The following is a 22,122-nucleotide window of genomic DNA, read 5'->3' on the forward strand; positions in this document are numbered from 1 at the left end:
TTCGGTCCCCACCGAGGCGTCTGCGAGGCGCGGCCAACCCGCGCTCCCCCCTGCTTCACACCATAGCCACGTATCTGCCGGGAGGCGAGGGATGGCGGCGAATGCCCCCCACTCCACCCAGCGCGACGCGGACGACGCCCGTATGTTGAGCGCATGGGGGCACCACACGTGACGGATCCGAGGGCCGATGCCATGGCCCGCCCGCGCTGGGCTCGCCGAGCCTGGCACGACGTGCGCGAGCTTGCGCTCGCGCACGCGCGGCGAGTCGTCAAGGCGCGACAGGTGGTCCGGGTCCGAGGGAACGGCGCCCCGGAATCCGCTCGCATCGTCGCCACCTTGGTGGTCAAGGACGAGGCGCCGCGATTCCCCTTCCTACTGGAGTACTACCGGCGCGCGGGCGTGGAGCACTTCTTCGTCATCGATAATGGCTCATCCGACGGCCTTGAGGACATGCTCCGGACCTTTCCTGACGTGACGTACTTCCACGCGGACGGCGCATACGGCTCGTCGCGCTACGGCAACGACTGGATCAACCACGTCGCGAGCACCTACTGCGCCGGGCGGTGGGTGCTCTACATCGACGCCGATGAGTTCCTGGTCACCTCTCATACGCCGCTCGATCTGAACGCCCTCTGCGACGGGCTCGAGCGCTCCGGGCAACGCGCCCTGCACTCGGTCATGATCGACATGTATAGCGACCGGCCCGCCTCTCTCAATGTCGTGGCGGCCGGAACGGATCCCCTCGACGTGTGCCCTCTCTATGACAGCGACGGCTACCAGGGATTCTTTGACCCCCTCACGGGCACGACCTGGATCAAGGGCGGGGTCCGCGCGCGGCTGTTCTTCGACGATATCCATGCGGGCCCCGCCCTGAACAAGACCCCGCTGGTGCGGTGGCGCCGGTGGTACGCCTTCGTGCAGTCGGCGCATCGGCTCGCACCCTCGTCGCTCAACCGCCAACATCCACACGTGCAAGGGGCACTGCTGCACTTCAAGTTCACCTCGACCAGCGCTGCTCGGCTCGTCGACCACAGCAACCGCGCACAGCACACGGAGGAGTACCGGGCTTACGATGGGGTGGAAGCGACCGCTTTCGTGGGCACCCGCACGGCGAGGTTCGAGTCCGCAAAGGGACTCGTCGACAAGGGCCTCATCTCCAGCCTGGAGTAGGTGACACCACGCCGCGGGACAGCAGAAGACGCGCGTCGACCCTCTCTTTACCTAATCGTTACCAAAACGGCAAGATCGCATTCCTAGCAGGAACTTTACTGAGATTTTGCCTGCGTGTCGGGACGTTATTCCCGCCCTCGCACTTGAAGTTCGCCGCACGGCCTCGATAGCGTCAACGGGCCGTCTCGGGGTCCGCGTCAGTCACGACCGAGTCGCCAATGACCAGCCCAGGCCTCGTGGCAGCGCCGGATTTTCGGCAGCGCCCCGGGCGAGCGCGGCGGCCTCCCGATGAGGGTGCCCGCGGGCCCGTGACTGCCGTCCGACGGCTGCGAGCCCCCTCGCTTGATCGAGGCCGCAACCACGCCCCACTCTGACGCGGGGGGCAGCTGAGGAACTCAGTGAACGACATCGCTTTGAAGGCGGATGGCCTGTACAAGGTCTTCGGCCGCAGCGCGGATGATGCCGTCAAGAAGCTGCGCGCGGGTGCGTCCCGCGACGAGCTCGGCGGCGCCACCGCGGCGGTCATCGACGCCTCGTTCGAGGTCAAGAAGGGTGAGATCTTCGTCGTCATGGGCCTGTCCGGCTCCGGCAAGTCCACCCTCATCCGCATGCTCAATGGCCTCCACCCCCAGACCGCCGGCACCGTCGAGGTGGGAGGAGACTCCATCACCGGCGTCAGCCCCGCCAAGCTGCGCGATATTCGCCGCAAGCGCGTCTCCATGGTGTTCCAGCACTTTGCTCTGCTCCCCCACCGCACCGTGATCGACAACGTCGCGTACGGGCTCGAGATCCAGGGCATGGGCAAGAACGAGCGCCTGCAGCGCGCCGCGAAGGTCACAGAGATCGTTGGCCTGGGCGGTTGGGAGGAAAAGTATCCCTCCGAGCTCTCCGGCGGAATGCAGCAGCGCGTGGGCCTCGCACGTGCCCTGGCCGCCGACACAGACGTGTTGCTCATGGACGAGGCGTTCTCCGCACTCGACCCGCTCATCCGCCGCGAGATGCAGGACCAGCTCCTGGAGCTTCAGCAGGAGCTGGGCAAGACCATCATCTTCATCACGCACGACCTCAACGAGGCCATGTACATCGGCGACCGCATCGCCGTGATGCGTGACGGACGCATCGTCCAGATCGGCTCGCCCGAGGACATCCTCACGAACCCCGCGAATGACTATGTCGAGCAGTTCGTGCAGGACGTCGACCGTGCCCGCGTGCTCACCGCGGAGTCCGTCATGCGCAAGCCGCGCACGACGGTGCGCGAGGACTCGGGCCCCCATGCCGCACTGTCGGCGATGCGTGACAACGAGATCTCGGCGCTGTACGTCACCAAGCGCGACCGCACCATCGTCGGATGGGTGCGCGACCGCGACGTGATGAACCTGGTACGGAGGGGCGAGAAGTCACTCACCCCCGCGATCAAGACCGATCACGGCGCCGTGTCGAAGGACACTCCGCTCGTCGACCTGTTTATCCCGTCGCTTGAGGCCGCCCTCGCACTCGCCGTGACAGACGAGCGTGACCGCTTGGTGGGCGTCGTGCCCCGTGTCACGCTCCTGGCCGCATTGGGCGGTGAGCCTGACGCCGCGGGTTCCGCAGAGCCCGTCGTCGAGCCGCTACCTGCCGAGGTCGTCACCAAGGTGTTGGACTCGGCCGCGACGAAGGGAGGCAACTGATGGAACTCCGCATTCCCGTTGGCGACTGGATCGATTCTTTCTTCGAGTGGCTCGAGAACACCTTCGAGTGGCTCTTCGAGGCCTTGCGCCAACTCTTCATCTGGATGTTTGACGCCGTTGACTGGGTCTTCGCCACTCCCCCCGCGTGGGCCGTCATTGCCGTGGTCGCCATCCTCGCGCTGTTGGCGCGCGGCTGGAAGTTCGCCGTCGGCTCGATCATCGGGCTGCTGTTCATCGTCGGCGTGGACCAGTGGGACAACGCCGTCGACTCGCTCGCCCTGGTGATCGTCGCGGCGTTCCTTGCGGTAGCGCTGTCGATCCCGCTGGGCATCTGGGCCGCACGCAACGACACCGTGTCGAAGATCGTGAAGCCGCTGATGGACTTCCTACAGACGCTCCCGGCGTTCGTCTACCTCGTGCCCGCGCTCGCCCTGTTCCGTATCGGCGTGGCACCCGGCATCATCGCGACGCTGATCTTCGCCATGGCCCCGGGCGTTCGCCTCACCGAGTTGGGCATCCGTGGCGTGGACAAGGAAGTTGTCGAGGCAGGCGAGGCGTTCGGCGCCACTCCGCGTCGCATCCTGCGTCAGATCCAGATCCCGCTCGCCATGCCGTCCATCATGGCCGGTATCAACCAGATCATCATGCTGTCGCTGTCCATGGTCGTCATCGCCGGCCTGGTCGGCGCAGGCGGCCTCGGTGGAGACGTCGCTCAGGCGATCTCGGCCCTCAACGTCGCTCTCGGTTTCGAGGCCGGCCTGTCGGTGGTGGTGCTCGCGATCCTGTTGGACCGCTTCACCGCCTCGTTCGGCCAAGGCATGGGCCTCTACGCCGTGTGGTCAAAGAAGCGCCGCGCCAAGAAGACCGAGCAGGAGCAGGCGCGACTCGACGCGGGTCACGAGACCGTCGGAGGCCGTCGCGCCACCGGAGTCGGCGCCGCGTCCTAACTCGACCACGGCATCGGCCCTCGCCGCTGCCCCAACGCAAGACTTCGCGGCTGCCGCTGAGCGGCCGTGGGCATCCCGCCCCGCAAAGCGGGTGGGTGCTTCCCCGGCGTGAGGAGATCCCCATGCCGAGAAAGGAAAGACACATGTTCAAGCGCACTGGAACCGCCTTCGCGGTAGCCGCCACCGCCGGCCTCGTACTCGCCGGCTGCTCGTCCGCCGACGAGACCACCGAGGAGACCACCGACGCCGCGACCGGCGGCGCCGAGTCGACCGACGAGGCCACCGCGGGTGGCGAGCTCACCCTCGCCGTCTTCAACGGCTGGGACGAGTCGCTCGCCTCGTCGCTGCTGTGGCAGAACGTCCTCGAGGGCAAGGGTTACGACGTCTCGCTTGAGTACGCCGACCCGGCCGTCGTCTTCCAGGGTGTCGCCGACGGCGACTACGACGTGGTCACCGACGTGTGGCTGCCCCTGACGCACGCCGACTACATCGACGAGTTCGGTGGCGACATGGAGGAGCTGGGCGCCTGGTTCGACTCCGCCGCGCTCACCATCGCTGTGAACGCCGACGCTCCAGTTGACTCGCTCGAGGACCTCCCCGAGTACGTGGACGAAATGGGCGGCCGCATCGTGGGCATCGAGCCCGGCGCGGGCCTCACCGGCGCCACCGAGAAGGCCATCGAGGCCTACGGCCTGGGCGACTACGAGTTCCTGACCTCGTCGACCCCCGCCATGCTCTCGGAGCTCGACACCGCCACCTCGAACGGCGAGAACATCATCGTGACGCTGTGGGAGCCCCACTGGGCCTACGGCGCCTACGACATCAAGAACCTTGAGGACCCCCAGGGCATCATGGGTGAGGCCGAAGAGATCGTCACCTACGGTCGCACCGGCCTGACCGAGGAGTTCCCCGAGGTTGCCGAGTGGTTCGGCGGCTTCACCATGGACGCCGACCACCTGTACGACCTCGAGAACCAGCTCAACGGCGCCTCCGAGGGCGACTACGACTCGATCGTGTCGGAGTGGGTTGCCGCGAACCAGGAGTGGGTCGACTCGCTCACCGCGTAAGTCACCGCGTCTCCTGACGCACACCGCACAGCGCCGGCCGTGCCCTAGGTGGGGCGGCCGGCGCTGTCGTGTGTGCGCGGCCGTGTGCTGGCTGCCCCGCCTCGTGGCGGGACATGAGGGTCGGAGATGCACGATTCTCGACCCTCATGTCCCATCAGGACACGGAGCCAACCAACGCACTCGCTCAGCGTCGGCGAAACTGCACTGGCGCGTCACCATAGGGCGCCCAGGCTGCCCGCTGCGCCTCGCTGAAGCGGCGTGGCCGGCCCGTCGCCGCCTCCACGAGAACCAAGGTCGTCGCGGCCCTCGCGTAGACCGTCTGCGCCTCATCGTCGGCCAGAGGCGAGCGCACCTCATAGCAAATCTCGACGCTCGCTCCCCCGAGCCGGCCAATCCACAGCTGCACGTCCAGCGGCCGCCTCTGGAAGGGTGCCGGGGCGAGGTACTCGATCTGCTGGCTGGCGATCAACGTGTGAGTCTCGGCTCCGGGACCTCCCGACAGCACCGCCGTGGGCAAGCCGTCACCCACCTCGACGTCATCCACCGAGCCGCCCACCGCATCGTCCGCCCAAAAGACCTGGATGCGGGCCTCCTCGAGGAGCCGTAGCATCTCCGCATTGTTGACGTGCCCGTAAGCGTCGATGTCGGACCAGCGCAGGGAGATGGGGACGTGGATGCGGCTCATGCCCTCACGCTAGCGGTGCGGCGGACGTAGCCTGGAGCGATGGAGTTCACCGATCCTCAGGTCATCCTGTTCGTCTCGGACTGCGAGCGTGCCGCGAACTTTTACGCCGTATTCGGCTTCCGCGAGACATTCCGTGCGCCGGACGTGGCGCCGTTCAAGATCGAGATGACCCTTGGCGGCTTCGGACTTGGCGTCGCACTGCCGCAGCCGGCCGCCGAGAGCCACGGCCTCACTCCCGTCACCGAGGGCGACCGCGCGTGCCTGACCTTCTGGACCGATGATGTCGAGGCGGCCTTTGCCGCCGCGACCGCGGCGGGAGGCACGCCACGCTCCGCGCCGCACCCATTCCGCGATGGCCTGAGCGTGGCGTTCGTGAACGACCCCGACGGTCATCCCGTGCAGCTCGTACAGCGCACCCACTGAAACGCGAGCGCGGCGGCACCGCCGCCGGACGACCGCCAGGATCGCCGAGCACACGCACGGGAGCCCCCGCCGCGAACGGCGAGGGCTCCAGTGGCAGCGCCAGCGCTTAGTCGCGCGTGAGCTTGCGGTACGTCTGGCGGCTGGGGCGCGCGGCCTCGGCGCCCAGGCGCTCGATCTTGTTCTTCTCGTAGGACTCGAAGTTGCCCTCGAACCAGTACCAGTTGGCCGGGTTCTCCTCCGTGCCCTCGTAGGCCAGGATGTGAGTCGCGACGCGGTCGAGGAACCAGCGGTCGTGGCTGACCACCACGGCGCAGCCGGGGAACTCCAGCAGCGCGTTCTCGAGCGAACCGAGGGTCTCGACGTCGAGGTCGTTGGTGGGCTCGTCGAGTAGCAGGACGTTGCCGCCCTCCTTGAGCGTCAGCGCCAGGTTCAGGCGGTTGCGCTCACCACCGGACAGGACGCCCGCGGCCTTCTGCTGGTCCGGCCCCTTGAAGCCGAACGCGGAGATGTAGGCACGCGAGGGCATCTCGACCTTGCCGACGTTGATGTAGTCGAGGCCGTCCGAGACGACCTCCCACAGCGACTTGTTCGGGTCGATGCCGCCGCGTGACTGGTCGACGTAGGACACCTGGACGGTCTCGCCGACCTTGAGGTCGCCGCCGTCGAGGTCTTCGAGGCCCACAATGGTCTTGAACAACGTGGTCTTACCCACACCGTTTGGACCAATGACGCCCACGATGCCGTTGCGCGGCAGCGAGAACGACAGCCCGTCGATGAGGACGCGGTCGTCGAAGCCCTTCTTGAGATCCTTGGCCTCGATCACCACGTTGCCCAGGCGCGGGCCCGGCGGGATCTGGATCTCCTCGAAATCGAGCTTCCTGGTCTTCTCCGCCTCGGCAGCCATCTCCTCGTAGCGGGCAAGTCGAGCCTTCGACTTGGTCTGGCGTCCCTTGGCGTTGGAGCGCACCCACTCGAGCTCCTCCTTGAGGCGCTTGGAGAGCTTCGCGTCCTTCTTGCCCTGAACCTGGAGGCGTTCCTGCTTCTTCTCGAGGTAGGTCGAGTAGTTGCCCTCGTAGGGGTACAGGCGGCCGCGGTCGACCTCACAGATCCACTCCGCGACGTGGTCGAGGAAGTAGCGGTCGTGGGTGACGGCCATGACGGCGCCCGGGTACTTCGACAGGTGCTGCTCGAGCCACAGCACGGACTCGGCGTCGAGGTGGTTGGTGGGCTCGTCCAGCAGCAGCAGGTCGGGCTTTTCCAGCAGTAACTTGCACAGCGCCACGCGGCGACGCTCACCACCGGACAGGACCGACACGTCGGCGTCGGCGGGCGGGCAGCGCAACGCGTCCATGGCCTGCTCGAGCTGGGCGTCAAGGTCCCAGGCGTCGGCGTGGTCCAGCTCCTCCTGGAGCGTGCCCATCTCGGCCAGCAGCGAGTCGTAGTCCGCGTCGGGGTTGGCCATCTCCTCGGAGATCTGGTTAAAGCGGTCCAGCTTGCCCTTGATCTCGGCGACGCCCTCCTCGACGTTGCCGAGGACCGTCTTCTCCTCGTTCAGGGGCGGCTCCTGGAGGAGGATGCCGACCGTGTAGCCGGGGCTGAGGCGAGCCTCGCCGTTCGACGGCTCCTCGAGGCCCGCCATGATCTTCAGAATGGTCGACTTACCGGCACCGTTAGGACCGACGACGCCGATCTTCGCGCCCGGGTAGAACGCCATCGTGACGTCGTCGAGGATGACCTTGTCGCCGTGCGCCTTGCGCGCCTTCTGCATCGTGTAGATGAACTCTGCCACTGCTGCTCCGTGAACTCGTGGGGCGGCGCCGCGCGGGCGCCCGAATGAACCGCGTACCAGCCTACGCGGTCGGAGCGCCGACGGCTCCGCGCGGTCGGAGGGGACGACCGCGCGGAGCACGTCTGTCGCCGCGGCTACACGGACGCTGCGGCGGGCTCCTTGGCCACCTCGTCATCGAGTTCGTCGAGTCCCTCGGCCTCGCCAGGGTCGACATCCTCCGCCTTGGGCGGCGCGGGCGTCACCTCTCCACTCGCGTCGACCGTCGCGCGCTGGAACTTCGCCGTACCTCGGGTGAGGTCGTGGCCCACGGCCGTCGCGTCGACGCGCATGGCCCACCGCGTGGCCCCGTCCGGTCCCGACCACTCCTCGGTGCGCAGGCGTCCCGTCACGACGACTGGCTGGCCCTTCTCCACCGATGACACCACCAACGCCGCCGCGTCTCGGCGCACCCGCACGTCGAACCATTCGGTGCGGCCGTCCGCCCACTCGTTGGTCGAGGGGTTGAAGCGACGTGGGGTCTGCGCGACCCGAAACGTCGCCATGTCGGTCATGCTGCCGTCGCGACGCACCACCATCGCGGGGCTCGTCGCCGCCCACCCCGTCACCGTGATCTCCAGATCTCTCATCGTGTCCTCCCATGCGCCGCACCCTGCGGCGTCGTGTTCAGACTGGGGCGAGATCGACGACAGCGAGAGACCGTCGCCACATCTGTGGAGGGGACCGTCGATACGCGGCCCCTGGGGACGATGCCGAGAGGCCCGCCGGGGTCGGCCACCCCGACGAACGAGAGGGCGGGTGCGTGGCCCCTACTTCCCCATCTCCTCGTTGCGGGCGAGCGCCGCCGCGAGGGCATCGGCCACCGTCGCGTTCAGGTCCCGCTCACCGAAGACGCGCAGCGCCTCTGCCGTCGAGCCGCCCGGGCTCGTCACCTGGCGGCGCAGTTCGGCGGCGTCATGAGGAGAGCCGTCGAGGTAGGTCATCGAGCCCAGCATCGTCGCGGTGACGACGCGGGTGGCCTGCTCCGTGGGAATCCCCAGCGAGACCGCGGCGGCCTCGAGAGCCTCGACAAAGGCATACGCGTAGGCGGGACCGGAGCCCGCCACGGCGGCAAACGCATTCACCAAGGACTCGTCCACGATCTCGATCAGGCCCGTGGGAGCGAGCAGCGAGGCGGCCGCGGCGCAGTCCGCGGGCTCGCCCGCCAGGGCAGTGACACCGCGCCCGATCGCGGTGGGCGTGTTGGGCATGGCGCGCACTACCCGAACGCCCGCACCGCGTTCACCCTCGCCGAGCGCCTCACGCATCGGCTCCAGGCGCACCCCGGCCGCAACCGAGATCACCACGGCATCGGTTCCGAGGAGAGGCGCGATCTCCTCGCACAGTTCCACGATCTGGTACGGCTTCACGCCCAGGATCACCGCATCCGCTCCGTCGAGCGCCCACGCGGTCGCCCCCTCATCCACCGACAGCGCCCGATGCTCGACGTGAGACAGTCCCCCAGCCCACTCCGGCTCGCGCGTGCGCGTCGTGAGGCGGATGCTCTCGACGTCTCCAGCGCCTGCGAGCGACTGCGCGATGGCCCCGGCCATGTTGCCCGCGCCCAACACGGCGACGGTGCGAAGGGTCTCGGTCATGACTGCTCCTCGCCGGCCCCCGCCTCGAGCTCCGTGAGCTCGTCCAGGGCGCGGTAGGCCTGGTGGATGGTCTCGGTTGGTTCGACAACCTCGGGCGCGATCACGGCCCGCACCGCCGCGCGGCCGGCCTCGAGGGTCTTCTTGCGGGCGGCCGATGCGAGGGTCGCCTTGGCAAACAATGCTCGCCACCCTTGGGGCGGGTCGACGGAAGGCCAGGCGGCATCGGCCAGCGCCTCCTCGATGCGGGCGGCGAGGCTCGGCGCGTCGAGCACGCTCTCGGCGACGACGCGCCGCCATTGCGCGGGCAATCCGTCCGTCGCGGCGTCCACCCAGTCCAGGCGCTCGCGCTCGACGGTGGCGATCGACAAGCGCATGGGCGCCCGCTCCCCCGCGCTCGCGCCGCGCGCGACGGCGGCGGCGGACTCGGCCCTGGCGTCCACACCCGCGGCGCGCGCGAGGGCGATGACCAACTCCTCGGCATCGGGTAGCTGCGGGTCGGCGCCCTTGCTCAGCGCCCCCGCCAGGGCGCGACCGGCGGACACGAGGTCCGCGCGCACCGCCTCCGCGGCCACGGATCGCGCGGCGACGGCGCCGGCGAGCTCGGCGCGCAGGATGTCCATACCGTGACCGGTCTTGGCACTGACGGGCATCACCGGCACCTGGGTCATGCCGTCGACGGCTAGCAGGCGCTGAAGATCGCGGGCCACCGCCCACGCATCCTTGGTCGTGAGGCGGTCGACGTGGTTAAGGACGACGAGCGAGGGACTGCCGTGGCGAGACGCCGTCTCGAGGTACGCGGAGTGAAGCGCATGGTCGGCGTATTTCTGAGGGTCCACGACCCACAGTAGGAGGTCCGCCATCGGCACCACGCGGTCCACGACGGCACGGTTCTCGGGATTCACCGAGTCGTGGTCGGGCAGGTCCAGCAGCACCATGCCGCGTAGCTGGTCCTCGTCGGGGTCGTCCAGCTGGTCGATGCTGCGCGCCAGGCGTCGCTGCCGGTCCACGCCGAGCCAGTCGAGTAGGGCGTCTCCGCGTCCGCCCCACACCGCTGCGCTCACGGCGGAGGTGGTGGGCCGTGCGACGCCCGCGACGGCGAACTCGCGACCCAGGATCGCGTTGAACAGCGTGGACTTGCCAGAGCCGGTACCGCCCGCGAGCGCCACGACCGTGTGCTCGACGCCCAGGGCGAGCCGCTCATCGCAGCGCTCGATGGTCGCGGTGACCTCCGCGCGCACGGACTGAGGGATCGCATCGGATGCCCACTCCATGGAGGAACGCAGCCGCGCCACCCGTTGACGCAGCGCCTCGGCCTCGTCGGGCTGCCCGATGGCCTCGAACTGGATGCTCACAAGAGGCCCCGCAGCTCGGCGCGGCGCAGTCGCACGGTCGACGACGCCTCGGCCGTGAGGCTCGGCACATCGGTGGGCTTCATCATGTCGAGGGCCTCGCGATTGATGCAGTACCGCCTGGCCCCGGTGAGTTCGGCGCGCGCGTGGTGGATGGGGTCGGACAGGCTGGGCGCGACCAGCACACCCAGGACCGTGCGCGCCTCCTCGACTCCCAGCGCGGCGCAGGCCATCGCGACCGCGAGCCCCTCCTCGCCCACTATCTCGGCGCCGCGCGCGGCGCCCGGAAGCCTCATCACCTGCTCGCCGCACTTGGTCACCCAGGCCCGTGCGGCATCGGCCGCCCGTCGTTCCCTGATGACGCGCGCGTCGCGGGCATCGCGCCGCGAGGCGAGCCACACGCCCGGCGACTCGTCGCCGTCCGTCAGGGTCTCGACCATCGACGTCGCGGCATCGGCCGCGGCCAGCGCAAGGACCGCCTCGACGGAGTCGAGCAGGTCCTTGTGGATCTCGTACAGCACCGCGTCGCGGCGCTCGCGCGCGTGGCGGCGCTTGGCCCAGGCCGAGTGGCGGAGCTTGTGCAGCGGTCCGCCCTCGGACGAGGCCGACTCCCACCGCGCGGACAGCGAGCCGGTGGAGATCTCGAGGTACCACTCGGCGCCGCCCTTGGCCTCGGCGTGGGCAGCACAGCGGCGCACTTCGGAGCGGACTTCGCGCGCGGCGGCGGTCTGGTCGTCCATGCGCTCGGCGAGTGTCTCGAGCCACTCCTTGAGCGACTCGGTGGCGCCGTGCATGGTGCGCTCGACGATGGTGGCGGCCGAGGCTGCGGCGACGCCCTCGAGCCAGCGGCCCAGCCCCTCGACCACGTCGTGGGGCAGTTCGGCGCCTCCCACCTCGTCCTCGGGGATCACGAACAGCGGCAACGACTCGAGTTGCTCCGCGGCCAGGCGCTCGACGAGTTCGCGGCGCACCTGCGCGGCGACGTCGGCGGTGACCCGATTGAGCACCATCGCGATCGACGCACCCCGCTCGGCGCCGCGGCGCAGCGCATCCCACGGCACGGCGTCGCCGTAGCGCGCGGCGGTGGTGACGAAGATCCACAGGTCGGCGGCCTCGAGCAGCTTCTCGGCGACGTCGCGGTTTTCGCCGCGCACCGAGTCCAGGTCAGGCGAGTCCACGAGCGCGAGGCCCCGCGGCACGGCGTCGGTGGCGATAACCTCGGACCCGTCGGCGACGGAGGTCAGCACCTCGGCGTCGAGCGGGTGGTGGAAGACGTGCGGCACCCGCGTGGTGGGGCGCAGGACCCCTGCCGGGGTCAGCGGCTCCCCTAGCAGGGCATTCACGACCGTGGACTTGCCCGCCCCGGTCGAACCCGCGACCACCACGACGGCAGGCGAGGCCTCCTCGCGCACGCGCGGAATGAGGTGGTGGTCGAGCTGGTCGACCATGTGCGCGACAAGCTCGCGGGTGGCCTCCGCGTCACCCAACGGGATGGGTAACTCGACACCGCCGACCACGCGGCGCGTGTCGACGAGAGCGTCGAGCAGTGCGCCGGGGTACGACCACGTCTTGATGGGGCGGATCGACATGCCGCGCGCTACCTCCGTCCTCAGGCTTCGAACAGGCTACCGTGCCTGGTCCGCCGTCTATTATCGCCCGTTCCGGCCCACTCGGGTGGACGGCCAGGAACAGGGCCGATGCCGTGGCCGGCTCGCGCTTCCCACTACCCTGGTCCTGGTCGGCCTACTCGCCGCCACGCCCTCGTAGCTCAATGGATAGAGCAACGGCCTTCTAATCCGTAGGTTGCAGGTTCGAGTCCTGCCGGGGGCGCCGCTCACGCGCCGAGTCGCGCTCGATGAGGTGCGCGGGCAGGGGCGTGTCAACGGTGGGTTCGCCGTCCTCCTCGAGCGCCACCAAGACCTTCTGCACCATCATCTGGCCCAGCGCCGCGAAGTCCTGGCGCACCGTGGTCAGCGGCGGGTAGAGGTAGGCAGCCTCGGGGATGTCGTCGAAGCCTACGAGCGAGACGTCGCGAGGCACCTCGAGCCCTCGATGACGCAGGGCCGACATGAGGCCGATGGCCATTTGGTCGTTGGCGACGAAGATCGCGTCGCCTACCTCGACCGCGAGGCGCTCCCCCATCTCGTAGCCCGAGCGCGCCGACCAGTCGCCGCGCAAGGGGTCCACGGCCTCAAGCCTGCGCTCGGCGAGTTCGTCACGCCAACCGCGCTCGCGTTCGCTCGCGTCGGACGCCCGCTCGGGCCCCGCGAGGTGCAGCACGCGCGCGTGACCCAACTCGGCGAGGTGGCGCACGGCCGCGCGTGCGCCCCGGTACTGATCGATCTGTACCACCTGAGGCGAGCGGCGCGGCGTCGAGGCGGCGGCGACGAGCGGCACGTTGAGGTCGAGCGCCTGCACCGCCTCGAGCGCGGTGGCATCGGTGAGGATCAGCACCACGGCGTCCACCCGCTGACGCAGCAGCCCCTCGACGGTGGCGCGGATAGTCGCCGGCTCCGCATCGGCCGACCGCGCGGCATCAACGCTGTAGCGCGCGGCGCGAGCCGCGATATTGAAATGCATCGCGATGGACGTGGGCCCAAAATCCGCCACAGCGGGAGTCACCAGGCCCAGCGTGCGGGTGCGGCGCGTGACCAGCGCGCGCGCCGCAGGCGACGGGCTGTAGCGCAACTGCTTCATGGCCTGCTCCACGCGCTCCTTGGTCGCGGGTCGCACGTTGGGCATGCCGTTGATGACACGGGACACGGTCTGGTGCGACACGCCCGCGAGGCGCGCGACATCGAAAATGTTCGCAGCGCGTGCCGGCTTGTCCTGGTCCACCTCGGTCCCTTCCTACGCTTCCGGAAGGTCCGGCTGGGCGACGAGGGCCATGAGCGTGTCGGGGTTCAGGCTAGCGGCGTTGACGGTCTCTGCGACCTCCCCCTCGCGCAAGATCGCGACCCGGTCGCCCACGCGCAGGACCTCCTCGAGCTCGGCGGAGATGAACACCACCGACAGCCCGTTGTCGGCGAGCTCTCCCACCAGCCGTTGGATCTCGACCTTGGCTCCCACGTCGATGCCGCGGGTCGGCTCGTCGAGAACGATCACACGCGGACTGAGCGCGAGCAGGCGCGCGAGCATGACCTTCTGCTGATTGCCGCCCGAGAGGGTGCGCACAAGGCGGTCCGGGTCGGCGGGTTTGATGCCGAGGGCCTCAATCCACGACAACGCGAGCTCTCGCCTGCGCGCGCCGGAAATCGGGTGAAGCGCGCCCTGCTGCGCCTGGAGCGCGAGCGCGATGTTCTCCTCGACCGAGAGATCGCCGATGAGGCCCTCGGTACGCCGGTTCTCGGACGAGTACACGACCCCCAAGTTCACGGCATGTCGCGGCGAGTCGAGCCGTGCCGGCTTGCCCTCGATCCGGATGATGCCGCTGTGGGCCCGGTCGACGCCGGTAAGGACACGGGCCAACTCGGTGCGGCCCGACCCGAGGAGGCCCGCGACGCCCAGCACCTCGCCCTCGGCGATGTCCACGTCGGCATTGGTGATGCCGGGCGCTCGCGTGAGCCCCCGCGCGGACAGGATGGGGTCGGCGGGCATCTCGGGCTCGACGACATGCTCACGCGGGGCGATCTCCGCCACGTCGCGGCCCAGCATTTTCTTGACGAGGTCGATGCGCAGCAGCTCGGTCGTGAGGTACTCGCCGACGAGCGAGCCGTCCCGCAGCACGGTGATGCGGTCGCTCATCTCGTAGACCTGGTCGAGGAAGTGGCTCACGAACAAGATCGCAACGCCACGCTCCTTGAGGTCACGGATCACCCGGAACAGTTCGGCGACCTCGTCGAGGTCGAGGCTCGAGGTGGGTTCGTCGAGCACCAGCACCTTCACGTCGGTGGAGATGGCGCGGGCGATCGCGACGAGCTGCTGCACGGCCAGCGGATGACGCCCCAGCGGCGAGGCGGGGTCGAGGCTGAGGCCGAGCCCCTCCAGCACGGCGGCGGCGTCGCGGCGCATTGCGCGGTGGTCGATGACGCCGAAACGCCGTGGCTCACGCCCGAGGAAGATGTTCTCCGCTACCGAGAGGTTCTCCAGCAGGTCCACCTCTTGGTAGACGGTCGACACGCCCGCCTCCTGGGCGTCGCGCGGCCCTGAGAAGTGGCGCGCTGCACCGTCGATGACGACGGTCCCCTCGTCGAGACGGAGCGCCCCGGTGAGCGCCTTGATGAGGGTCGACTTTCCGGCGCCGTTCTCCCCCATGAGCGAGTGCACCTCGCCGGGGAACATCCGAAAGTCGACGCCGTCGAGCGCGGTGAAGGACCCGAAGCGCACGGTGGCGCCCGCGATCTCTACCAGCGCCGATGCCTCGTCCACCGGGCCATCTTGGCACGGCATCGGCCGTGTGTGAGATGACCCGGGCGGACGAGGCGCGTCGGACGCCGCGTGGCGGGCGGCGCCGCTTGTCATGTCTGCCGGTCGGACCGGGCGACGATGGCGCGCTGCACCACGATGAACAGCAGCAGCAGGGCGCCCACGATGATGTGGGTCCAGGCCTGCTCGGCGCCCATGAAAGAGATGATGGTCGTGATGGTCGCGAACACGAACACGCCGACCATCGAGCCCAGCACGTAGCCGCGCCCACCGGTCAGCAGCGTGCCGCCGATCACCACACAGGCGATGACGTCGAGCTCGGTGCCGATGCCGTAGCGGGGATAGCCGGCGCCCGAGTACGCCGTCAGCAGCAGACCCGCGAGCCCGCCACACAGGCCCGAGATGACGTAGACCAGCACCTTGGTGCGCGCGACCGACAGACCCATCAGCCGTGCCGACTGCTCGGAGCCGCCGATGGCATAGACCGTGCGGCCGAAGCGTGTCAGCGCCATCACGACGGCGCCGATGGCGACCACGATGAGCGCGATGATGCCGGTAGGCGTGATGTACCAGCTGCCCATCACGAAGCGCGTCTGTTGCAGCCACAGGATCGGCGGGTTCTCGACGCGGATCGACGACAGACTCACCACGTAGGCGAGTCCGCGCCCGAGGAACAGGCCGGCGAGCGAGGCGATGAACGGCTGCACGTTGAAGTACTGCACGAGCACTCCGATGAGCGTGCCGATCGCGGCACCGCCGGCGAGCATGACCGGTACCACGATCCACACCGGGATACCGCTGGCGAGCATCGACGCCCCAAGGATGCCTGTGAATGCCATCACGGAGCCCACCGACAGGTCGATACCGCCTGTGACAATCACGAAGGTCATACCCACCGCGAGGACCAGCAAGTAGGCGTGGTCGAGCAGGAGCGCCGACAGGTTGCCTGGTGTGAGGAAGTTGCCGAACTCGACCTGTGCGCCGGCGAGCAGCACGATCAGGATCGCGATCGCGGCGAGCGTGGGCAGCACCGATGCGCGGCGAGCCGCGAAGGTACGCATGCGGTCCATGGACGAGGCCTTCGGGGCCTCGGTGACGACGGCGGTCATGCCGCCACCTCCTCACGCTTCTTGGCGGCCGATGCCGCACCTGGCCCCGTAGGAGGCTCGCCTCCCGAGGGGGTACGGCGCATGCGGGCCGATGCCGCACGTCCCCACGCGTGCACGCGCGGCGACTGCACGAGCACCACGATGACGACGACGACCGCAAAGAACACGGGGCTCTGGGCCGGCGGGACGCCGAAGAACTGGATGGTCTTGTCGAGCGTGGTCACCGTGAGCACGCCGATGACGGTGCCGGCGATCGAGAACTTGCCGCCCATCAGGCTGGTGCCGCCGAGGACGACGGCGAGGATCGCGTAGAGCTCGATGAGGTAGCCCGCATTGTTGGAGTCCGCCGCCATCGTGTTGGAGGCGTTGATGATGCCAGCCACGCCAGCGAGCAGGCCCGACACCATGTAGGCAGACAGGATGATGCCGCGCGAGCGCACGCCGGCTAGTCGCGAGGCCTCGGGGTTGATGCCCACGGACTCGGTGAGCATCCCCAGCGCCGTGCGGCGCTCGACGAGCGCCACGATCGCGACGACGGCGACCCAGATGAAGAACGCGACGGGTAGCAGGATGAGGTAGCCGTTGGACAGGAATTTGTACGGCGCGCTCGTCACGGTGGTGATCGCGCCGCCGGTGATCAGCAGCGCCACGCCGCGCCCCGCGAGCATCAGCACCAAAGTGGCGATGATGGGCTGAATGCCCAGCACCGAGACGAGGAAGCCGTTCCAGGCGCCCAGCACGAGCGCCACCAGCACGGCCACCACGATGGCGACCGTCACGGTGCCGAGGCTGCCGGGATCGGGGGAATCGGCGATGATCGTGAGCGACACTGCGCCCGAGACCGCCATCACGGCGCCGACCGAGAGGTCGATGCCGCGGGTCGCGATCACGAGCGTCATCCCGAGCGCGACAAGCATGAGCGGTGCGCTCTCGCGCAGGATCGTCACGGGGTTGCCGTAAAGGTCACCGTCGCGCATGGTGACCTTCGCGAAGTTGGGGTTCGCGATGACGTTGACCACGACGAGCGTGACCAGGGCCGCGACGGGCCAGAACAGGCGATGCTTCAGGAGGGTCATCGCGTCGCGCTCCTTTCGGTGTGGCCGGCATTGGCGATGTAGTCGACGAGTCCGTCGAGGTCGACCTCGGTGGGGTCGAGCTCGCCGATCTTGCGCCGGTCGCGCAGGACCACGAGGCGCTGGGTGATGCGCAGCACCTCCTCGAGTTCGGAGGAGATGAAGACGACGGAGAGCCCCTCGGCGGCGAGCTGCGCCACCTTGCGCTGGATGTCGGCCTTCGCTCCCACGTCGATGCCGCGCGTGGGTTCGTCGAGGATCAGCAGGCGCGGCTGCATGGCCAGCCAGCGGGCCAGCAGCACCTTCTGCTGGTTGCCGCCCGACAGGGTGCCGATGGGCACCGTCGGGTCGGCGGGGCGCACCCCGAGCGCCTCCATGTATTCGGCGACGATCGCGTCCTGCTCGGTCTTGCTCAGGCGACGCATCCAGCCACGCTGAGCCTGGACGCCCAGGATCATGTTCTCGGCCACGGACAACTCCGCGACCACGCCCTCGGCGCGACGGTTCTCGGAGGAGAAGGCGATGCCGCGGTCGATGGCGTGGCGAGGCGCATGCATTTTGGCCCGCTCGCCGGCGACGGAAATCTGTCCGGCATCGGCCTTATCCGCGCCGTACAGGAGGCGCACCAGTTCGGTGCGGCCGGAACCCAAAAGGCCGGCGATGCCGACGACCTCTCCCTCGAAAACGTCGAGATCGGCGGGCTCGAGGACGCCCTTGCGGCCGACCCCCTCGGCGCTCAGAACCGGCGTGCCGGCGCGGTCGATGGTGCGCTCGGCGGCGCCCGACAGCGCGGAGAGCTCATCGAGTTCGCGCCCGATCATCGCGGTGACCAGGGCCTCGCGCGGCAGGTCCTCGACGAGGTACTCGCCGATGAGGGCGCCGTTACGCAGCACCGTGATGCGGTCCGAGATCTCGTAGACCTGCTCAAGGAAGTGGGAGACGAACAGGATGGCGACGCCGCGCTCGCGCAGGGAGCGGATGACCGCGAAAAGCTGATCGACCTCGCCACGGTCAAGGCTTGAGGTGGGCTCGTCGAGGATCAACACCTTGGCGTCGAGCACCATGGCACGGCTGATGGCGACCAGCTGCTGGATGGCGATCGAGTGGCTGGCGAGCGGCGAGCGGGTGTCGAGGTCGAGGCCCAGGCTGGCCAGGTGGCGGGCCGCGTCACGGTGGACGGCGTTCCAGTCGATACCCAGAAGCCCCCGCGGTTCGTGGCCGAGCATGACGTTCTCGCCCACCGACAGGTTCGCGCACAGGTTGACCTCTTGGTACACGGTCGAGATGCCGGCGGCCTGAGCATCGGCGGTCGAGCTGAAGTCGCGCTGTTCGTCCGCAACCTCGATCGTGCCGGCGTCGATCGCGTAGACGCCGGTGAGGGCCTTGATGAGGGTCGACTTTCCCGCGCCGTTCTCGCCCATCAGCGAGTGAACCTCGCCGGGGCGCAAGAAGAAGTCGACGCCGTCGAGGGCGAGGACGCCAGGAAAGGCAATGGTGATGCCGCGCATCGAGACGAGCGGCCGGACGTCGGTGTCCACGGTCATATCGGTGAGACCTCTGAGTCGAGCACGTGATGTGCGAGGGTGGCGCTGCCGCCGGGAGGACCGTTCCTCCCGGCGGCAGCGGTGACTGCTGTTCCTACTGTGGCCTAGATCGGCTTAGTAGGGTCGCGAGTCGATGACCTCGGCGGCGGCGGCCTGGTCGAAGGCCTGGTCCTCCACGTAGTAGGCCTTGTCGACTTCCTCGCCGGCCAGCACCTTCTTCACGAGATCCGCGGCCTGGTCACCCAGCAGCGGGTTGCACTCGACGATGTAGTTGATCTTGCCGTCGACGAGCGCCTGCATGCCGTCCTTGACCGCGTCGATGGTGATGATTTTGATGTCCTCACCGGGGACCGCACCGGCGGCCTCGATGGCTTCGATGGCACCCAGACCCATGTCGTCGTTGTGCGCGAACACCAGGTCGATACCGTCGACGCCGTAGTTGGCGATGTAGCCCTCCATGACGGACTTGCCACCGTCACGAGTGAAGTCACCGGTCTGCGAGTCGATGGTCTCGATCATCGTGCCCTCGATCGCGGACGAGAACCCCGCCGCGCGGTCGTTGGCGGGGGCCGAACCGGTGGTGCCTTCGAGCACCACCATCTTGGTCTCGGTGTCGCCGTACTGCTCCGCGGCCCACTCGCCGGCCTTCACACCCTCGGCCTCGAAGTCGAGACCGACCCAGCTGGAGTAGAGGTCCTCCGACGCGGACACGGTGCGGTCCTCGAGGATGACGGGGATCTCGGCCGAGGCGGCTTCCTGGAGCACGTCGTCCCAGCCGTCTTCCACGACCGGGGCGATGACGATCGCATCGACGCCCTGGTTGATGAAGTTGCGGACGGCGGAGATCTGCGCCGCGGGGTCGTTGTCCGCGGCGTTGAAGATCAGCTCAAAGCCGTTCTCCTCCGAGAATGCGGCCTGCATGGACTCGGTGTTAGCCGAGCGCCATCCCGACTCGGCGCCGGTCTGCGCGAAGCCGACGGTGATGACGTCCGACGCCGCCTCGTCGCCGCCGCCCGCCTCGGTCGTGGTCTCCTCGGTGGACTCCCCCGTGGAGTCGTCGGTGGTGGTGCCCGTCTCGGTGGTGCACCCGGCCATCGTCAGGGCCGCGACCCCGGCGAGGGCAAACGTGGACAGGAAACGCTTCTTCATGCCTAGAACCTCCTCGTTCTGTCCCGGCGTCAGCGCCGGAAGGCTGGTGATATCCCCGGCACCGTCAGCGGTGCCGCACTTGGATGATAGCGCTCACATTGTGAGCGTTCACAAGACCTTTCTCATCACGATTACGTAACGGTGGCGCGGGTGGCGGCAGGTAAATGTCCCCATTTGCGCCACTTCCGAGCCCGGAAATGTGAGGGTTCACCTTGCGGGCGCCCCGCCACAACGCGAGGACCTCCCAGGAGCCATCTGGGCCCCGGTTTCGGCGAAAAGCGAGCACCAGGTGGCTCTCAGGGCCCACCGGCGCCCCATCCGGTCAGCGCCCCATGAGGTCAGCGCCCCACCCCGGGAATCCCGCACACCCGGCGTAGCGTTGAGACCACGCCCCACACCGCATCGAGAAAGACCGTCATGCCCGCGTCTGCACTGTTCACCCCCTTCACCCTGCGCTCCACCACCTTCCGCAATCGGCTGTGGACCGCCCCCATGTGCCAGTACTCGGTGGAAAAGCGCGACGGCGTGCCCACGGACTGGCACCTCGCACACCTGGGCGGCATCGCCCGCGGCGGCGCGGGACTCGTCGTGGCCGAGGCCACCGCCGTGACCCCCGAGGGCCGCATCACGCCGTGGGACACCGGCATCTGGAACGACGAGCAGCGTGACGCGTGGGCCCGCATCGTCACCTTCATGCACGCGCAGGGGGCCAAGGCCGGCATCCAGCTCGCGCACGCGGGCCGCAAGGCGTCGACCCATCGCGCCTGGTCCGGACACGGCCCCGTGGGCCACGACGACGGCGGCTGGACGCCCCTTGCCCCCTCCACGCTCGCCTTCGACGGCCTCGCAGACCCCACGCCGATGAGCCAGGACCAGATTGCCGATGCCGTGGTCGCCTTCGGCCAGGCCGCGCGCCGCGCGCTCGACGCCGGCTTCGAGGTGCTCGAGGTGCACGCCGCGCACGGCTACCTGCTTCATGAGTTCCTCTCCCCCCTCAGCAACGACCGCACGGATGACTACGGCGGCTCGCTCGAGAACCGCGCCCGATTCCTGCTCGAGGTGGTGCGGGAGGTGCGCCGCGAGGCCGGCGAGGACGTCGCGATCTTCGTGCGCCTGTCCGCGACGGACTGGAAGGAGCCGATCGGCTGGACGCTCGAGGACACCGTCACGGTCTCGGCATGGGCTAAGGAGGCCGGAGCCGACCTCATCGACGTCTCGAGCGGCGGCAATATCGCCGACGCCCGCATCTCCGTGGGCCCCAACTATCAGGTGCCCTTTGCCGAGGCGGTCCGCGAGCGCGCCGACATTCCCGTGAGCGCCGTTGGCCTCATCGTCGAGCCAGAGCAGGCCGAGGAGATCGTCGCGAGCGGCAAGGCCGATGCCGTGATGGCGGGCCGCGAGTTCCTGCGTGACCCCCACTTCGCCCTGCGCGCCGCGCACGAGTTGGGCGCCGACGTGGACTACTGGCCGGCGCAGTACGCGCGCGGCACCTTCGCGGCGCGGCCGTAACGAGCGCACCTGGGACCGCTCTCAGGAACCCGGGCGCCGCCACGATCGTTGGCCTGGCAGAACGCCCGATCCGAAGGAGTATCCCCATGCGTGCCCGTGTCACCGCCTCTGCCGTCACCGCCCTCGTCGTGTCAGCCGGCACGCTGACGGGATGCTCGAGCGAGGGCATCGGCGGCGCGGTCGGCGAGATCGCCCGCGACTCGGCGCAGCAGGCCGTCGAGGATGCGACCGGCGGCGACGTGTCGCTGAACTTCGGCGAGGGCGCCACGCTCCCCAGCGACTGGCCCACAGCGGTACCGGTGCCCGAGGGTGAGCTGAGCGCGGCGGCCGTCACCGGCTCGGGTTGGACCGTGGCCACCACTGGCCCCTCACTCGAGATGACGGACTACGCCGCCGCTCTCGAGGAGGCCGGCTTCACCGAGTCCCGTGGCGGCTCGGTGGCCGATGCCGCCAGCGGTGCCCGCTACAGCGACGGCGACTACCGGGTCGACATCGCCTGGGCGGGCGAGCCCGGCGGCGACACCGGCCTGCTCACCGTGGTGGTGGCCGGTGCGAGCGTCGACCCCTCGGCCTCCCCCAGCGCCTGACACAAGTGAGGGGCCGATGCGATGGTGACCATCGCATCGGCCCCTCACTATG

General features: G+C 69.0%; 19 protein-coding genes and 1 tRNA gene. 8 read left to right on the forward strand and 12 right to left on the reverse strand.

Annotated elements, in window-relative coordinates:
- The first annotated feature begins 153 nt into the window (after positions 1-153).
- From B7K24_RS10910 to B7K24_RS10925, 4 genes are all read left to right on the forward strand, one after another.
- A complete protein-coding gene (locus B7K24_RS10910) occupies positions 154-1,170 on the forward strand; it encodes a glycosyltransferase family 2 protein (RefSeq protein WP_084130362.1) in 1,017 nt (338 codons plus the stop codon).
- A 398-nt stretch (positions 1,171-1,568) separates the two neighbouring features.
- Positions 1,569-2,840: a glycine betaine/L-proline ABC transporter ATP-binding protein gene (locus tag B7K24_RS10915; protein ID WP_084130363.1), complete on the forward strand. Its 1,272-nt coding sequence runs from the start codon at positions 1,569-1,571 to the stop codon at positions 2,838-2,840.
- A complete protein-coding gene (locus B7K24_RS10920) occupies positions 2,840-3,787 on the forward strand; it encodes a proline/glycine betaine ABC transporter permease (protein WP_144268263.1) in 948 nt (315 codons plus the stop codon). Before B7K24_RS10915 ends, B7K24_RS10920 begins: the two co-directional genes overlap by 1 nt.
- Before the next feature lie 143 nt (positions 3,788-3,930).
- The gene (locus tag B7K24_RS10925; RefSeq protein WP_084130365.1) at positions 3,931-4,854 is read left to right on the forward strand and encodes a glycine betaine ABC transporter substrate-binding protein; all 924 of its coding nucleotides are present in this window, start codon (positions 3,931-3,933) and stop codon (positions 4,852-4,854) included.
- 184 nt (positions 4,855-5,038) lie between these two features.
- On the opposite strand, the gene B7K24_RS10930 is transcribed toward B7K24_RS10925, so the two are convergent.
- Positions 5,039-5,539, reverse strand: coding sequence for a thioesterase family protein (locus B7K24_RS10930; protein WP_084130366.1), 501 nt, complete (start codon positions 5,537-5,539; stop codon positions 5,039-5,041).
- A 39-nt stretch (positions 5,540-5,578) separates the two neighbouring features.
- Between B7K24_RS10930 and B7K24_RS10935 the strand changes: the two genes are divergently transcribed.
- On the forward strand, positions 5,579-5,962 hold the full coding sequence (locus tag B7K24_RS10935) for a VOC family protein (RefSeq protein WP_084130367.1): 384 nt from the start codon (positions 5,579-5,581) through the stop codon (positions 5,960-5,962).
- Between the two features lie 106 nt (positions 5,963-6,068).
- Here B7K24_RS10935 and ettA read toward each other — a convergent pair whose 3' ends face one another.
- The 5 genes from ettA to B7K24_RS10960 all read right to left on the reverse strand — a co-directional run bounded on the left by ettA (position 6,069) and on the right by B7K24_RS10960 (position 12,323).
- Positions 6,069-7,751, reverse strand: a complete 1,683-nt coding sequence (ettA, locus tag B7K24_RS10940) for an energy-dependent translational throttle protein EttA (protein WP_084130368.1) — start codon at positions 7,749-7,751, stop codon at positions 6,069-6,071.
- 134 nt (positions 7,752-7,885) lie between these two features.
- Positions 7,886-8,377 carry a single-stranded DNA-binding protein gene (locus tag B7K24_RS10945; RefSeq protein WP_084130369.1) on the reverse strand — a complete coding sequence of 164 codons (492 nt, stop codon included), beginning with the start codon at positions 8,375-8,377 and terminating at the stop codon, positions 7,886-7,888.
- Positions 8,378-8,557: 180 nt separating this feature from the next.
- The gene (gene proC, locus B7K24_RS10950; RefSeq protein ID WP_084130370.1) at positions 8,558-9,385 is read right to left on the reverse strand and encodes a pyrroline-5-carboxylate reductase; all 828 of its coding nucleotides are present in this window, start codon (positions 9,383-9,385) and stop codon (positions 8,558-8,560) included.
- A complete protein-coding gene (locus B7K24_RS10955; protein ID WP_084130371.1) occupies positions 9,382-10,737 on the reverse strand; it encodes a GTP-binding protein in 1,356 nt (451 codons plus the stop codon). The genes proC and B7K24_RS10955 overlap by 4 nt, the downstream gene beginning before the upstream one ends.
- Positions 10,734-12,323: a dynamin family protein gene (locus B7K24_RS10960; RefSeq protein WP_084130372.1), complete on the reverse strand. Its 1,590-nt coding sequence runs from the start codon at positions 12,321-12,323 to the stop codon at positions 10,734-10,736. Before B7K24_RS10960 ends, B7K24_RS10955 begins: the two co-directional genes overlap by 4 nt.
- A 168-nt stretch (positions 12,324-12,491) precedes the next feature.
- Between B7K24_RS10960 and B7K24_RS10965 the strand changes: the two genes are divergently transcribed.
- Positions 12,492-12,564 (forward strand) — tRNA-Arg (locus tag B7K24_RS10965).
- Here the strand turns inward: B7K24_RS10965 and B7K24_RS10970 are convergent.
- From B7K24_RS10970 to B7K24_RS10995, 6 genes are all read right to left on the reverse strand, one after another.
- Complete coding sequence (locus B7K24_RS10970; protein WP_084130427.1) at positions 12,526-13,572, reverse strand: LacI family DNA-binding transcriptional regulator; 1,047 nt, start codon at positions 13,570-13,572, stop codon at positions 12,526-12,528. The genes B7K24_RS10965 and B7K24_RS10970 overlap by 39 nt on opposite strands.
- A 12-nt stretch (positions 13,573-13,584) precedes the next feature.
- Positions 13,585-15,123: a sugar ABC transporter ATP-binding protein gene (locus B7K24_RS10975; protein ID WP_084130373.1), complete on the reverse strand. Its 1,539-nt coding sequence runs from the start codon at positions 15,121-15,123 to the stop codon at positions 13,585-13,587.
- A gap of 68 nt (positions 15,124-15,191) precedes the next feature.
- Entirely contained in the window at positions 15,192-16,208 is a 1,017-nt protein-coding gene (locus B7K24_RS10980; RefSeq protein ID WP_084130374.1) for a hypothetical protein, read from the reverse strand.
- Positions 16,205-17,284, reverse strand: a complete 1,080-nt coding sequence (locus tag B7K24_RS10985) for an ABC transporter permease (RefSeq protein ID WP_084130375.1) — start codon at positions 17,282-17,284, stop codon at positions 16,205-16,207. Before B7K24_RS10985 ends, B7K24_RS10980 begins: the two co-directional genes overlap by 4 nt.
- Entirely contained in the window at positions 17,281-18,825 is a 1,545-nt protein-coding gene (locus tag B7K24_RS10990; protein WP_084130376.1) for a sugar ABC transporter ATP-binding protein, read from the reverse strand. The genes B7K24_RS10985 and B7K24_RS10990 overlap by 4 nt, the downstream gene beginning before the upstream one ends.
- 114 nt (positions 18,826-18,939) lie before the next feature.
- On the reverse strand, positions 18,940-19,974 hold the full coding sequence (locus B7K24_RS10995) for an ABC transporter substrate-binding protein (protein WP_200808336.1): 1,035 nt from the start codon (positions 19,972-19,974) through the stop codon (positions 18,940-18,942).
- Between the two features lie 417 nt (positions 19,975-20,391).
- Here B7K24_RS10995 and B7K24_RS11000 point away from each other — a divergent pair, with 417 nt between their 5' ends.
- Positions 20,392-21,483 (forward strand): NADH:flavin oxidoreductase/NADH oxidase, encoded by a 1,092-nt coding sequence (locus B7K24_RS11000; RefSeq protein ID WP_084130377.1) that lies wholly within the window; start codon positions 20,392-20,394, stop codon positions 21,481-21,483.
- 86 nt (positions 21,484-21,569) lie between these two features.
- Positions 21,570-22,070 (forward strand): hypothetical protein, encoded by a 501-nt coding sequence (locus tag B7K24_RS11005; RefSeq protein ID WP_084130378.1) that lies wholly within the window; start codon positions 21,570-21,572, stop codon positions 22,068-22,070.
- Positions 22,071-22,122: the final 52 nt, after the last annotated feature.

Source organism: Demequina sp. NBRC 110055 (genome assembly GCF_002090135.1).
Classification (GTDB): Bacteria; Actinomycetota; Actinomycetes; order Actinomycetales; family Demequinaceae; genus Demequina.

What these genes read in the sequence shown, in the direction of transcription:
- B7K24_RS11000 (WP_084130377.1), top strand. Translation starts at nt 20,392, where the DNA reads ATGCCCGCGTCTGCACTGTTCACCCCCTTCACCCTGCGCTCCACCACC.
- B7K24_RS10990 (WP_084130376.1), bottom strand. Translation starts at nt 18,825, where the DNA reads ATGACCGTGGACACCGACGTCCGGCCGCTCGTCTCGATGCGCGGCATC.
- B7K24_RS10995 (WP_200808336.1), bottom strand. Translation starts at nt 19,974, where the DNA reads ATGAAGAAGCGTTTCCTGTCCACGTTTGCCCTCGCCGGGGTCGCGGCC.
- B7K24_RS10980 (WP_084130374.1), bottom strand. Translation starts at nt 16,208, where the DNA reads ATGACCGCCGTCGTCACCGAGGCCCCGAAGGCCTCGTCCATGGACCGC.
- B7K24_RS10920 (WP_144268263.1), top strand. Translation starts at nt 2,840, where the DNA reads ATGGAACTCCGCATTCCCGTTGGCGACTGGATCGATTCTTTCTTCGAG.
- B7K24_RS10945 (WP_084130369.1), bottom strand. Translation starts at nt 8,377, where the DNA reads ATGAGAGATCTGGAGATCACGGTGACGGGGTGGGCGGCGACGAGCCCC.
- B7K24_RS11005 (WP_084130378.1), top strand. Translation starts at nt 21,570, where the DNA reads ATGCGTGCCCGTGTCACCGCCTCTGCCGTCACCGCCCTCGTCGTGTCA.
- B7K24_RS10975 (WP_084130373.1), bottom strand. Translation starts at nt 15,123, where the DNA reads ATGCCGTGCCAAGATGGCCCGGTGGACGAGGCATCGGCGCTGGTAGAG.
- B7K24_RS10985 (WP_084130375.1), bottom strand. Translation starts at nt 17,284, where the DNA reads ATGACCCTCCTGAAGCATCGCCTGTTCTGGCCCGTCGCGGCCCTGGTC.
- B7K24_RS10910 (WP_084130362.1), top strand. Translation starts at nt 154, where the DNA reads ATGGGGGCACCACACGTGACGGATCCGAGGGCCGATGCCATGGCCCGC.
- B7K24_RS10930 (WP_084130366.1), bottom strand. Translation starts at nt 5,539, where the DNA reads ATGAGCCGCATCCACGTCCCCATCTCCCTGCGCTGGTCCGACATCGAC.
- B7K24_RS10960 (WP_084130372.1), bottom strand. Translation starts at nt 12,323, where the DNA reads ATGTCGATCCGCCCCATCAAGACGTGGTCGTACCCCGGCGCACTGCTC.
- B7K24_RS10925 (WP_084130365.1), top strand. Translation starts at nt 3,931, where the DNA reads ATGTTCAAGCGCACTGGAACCGCCTTCGCGGTAGCCGCCACCGCCGGC.
- B7K24_RS10935 (WP_084130367.1), top strand. Translation starts at nt 5,579, where the DNA reads ATGGAGTTCACCGATCCTCAGGTCATCCTGTTCGTCTCGGACTGCGAG.
- proC (WP_084130370.1), bottom strand. Translation starts at nt 9,385, where the DNA reads ATGACCGAGACCCTTCGCACCGTCGCCGTGTTGGGCGCGGGCAACATG.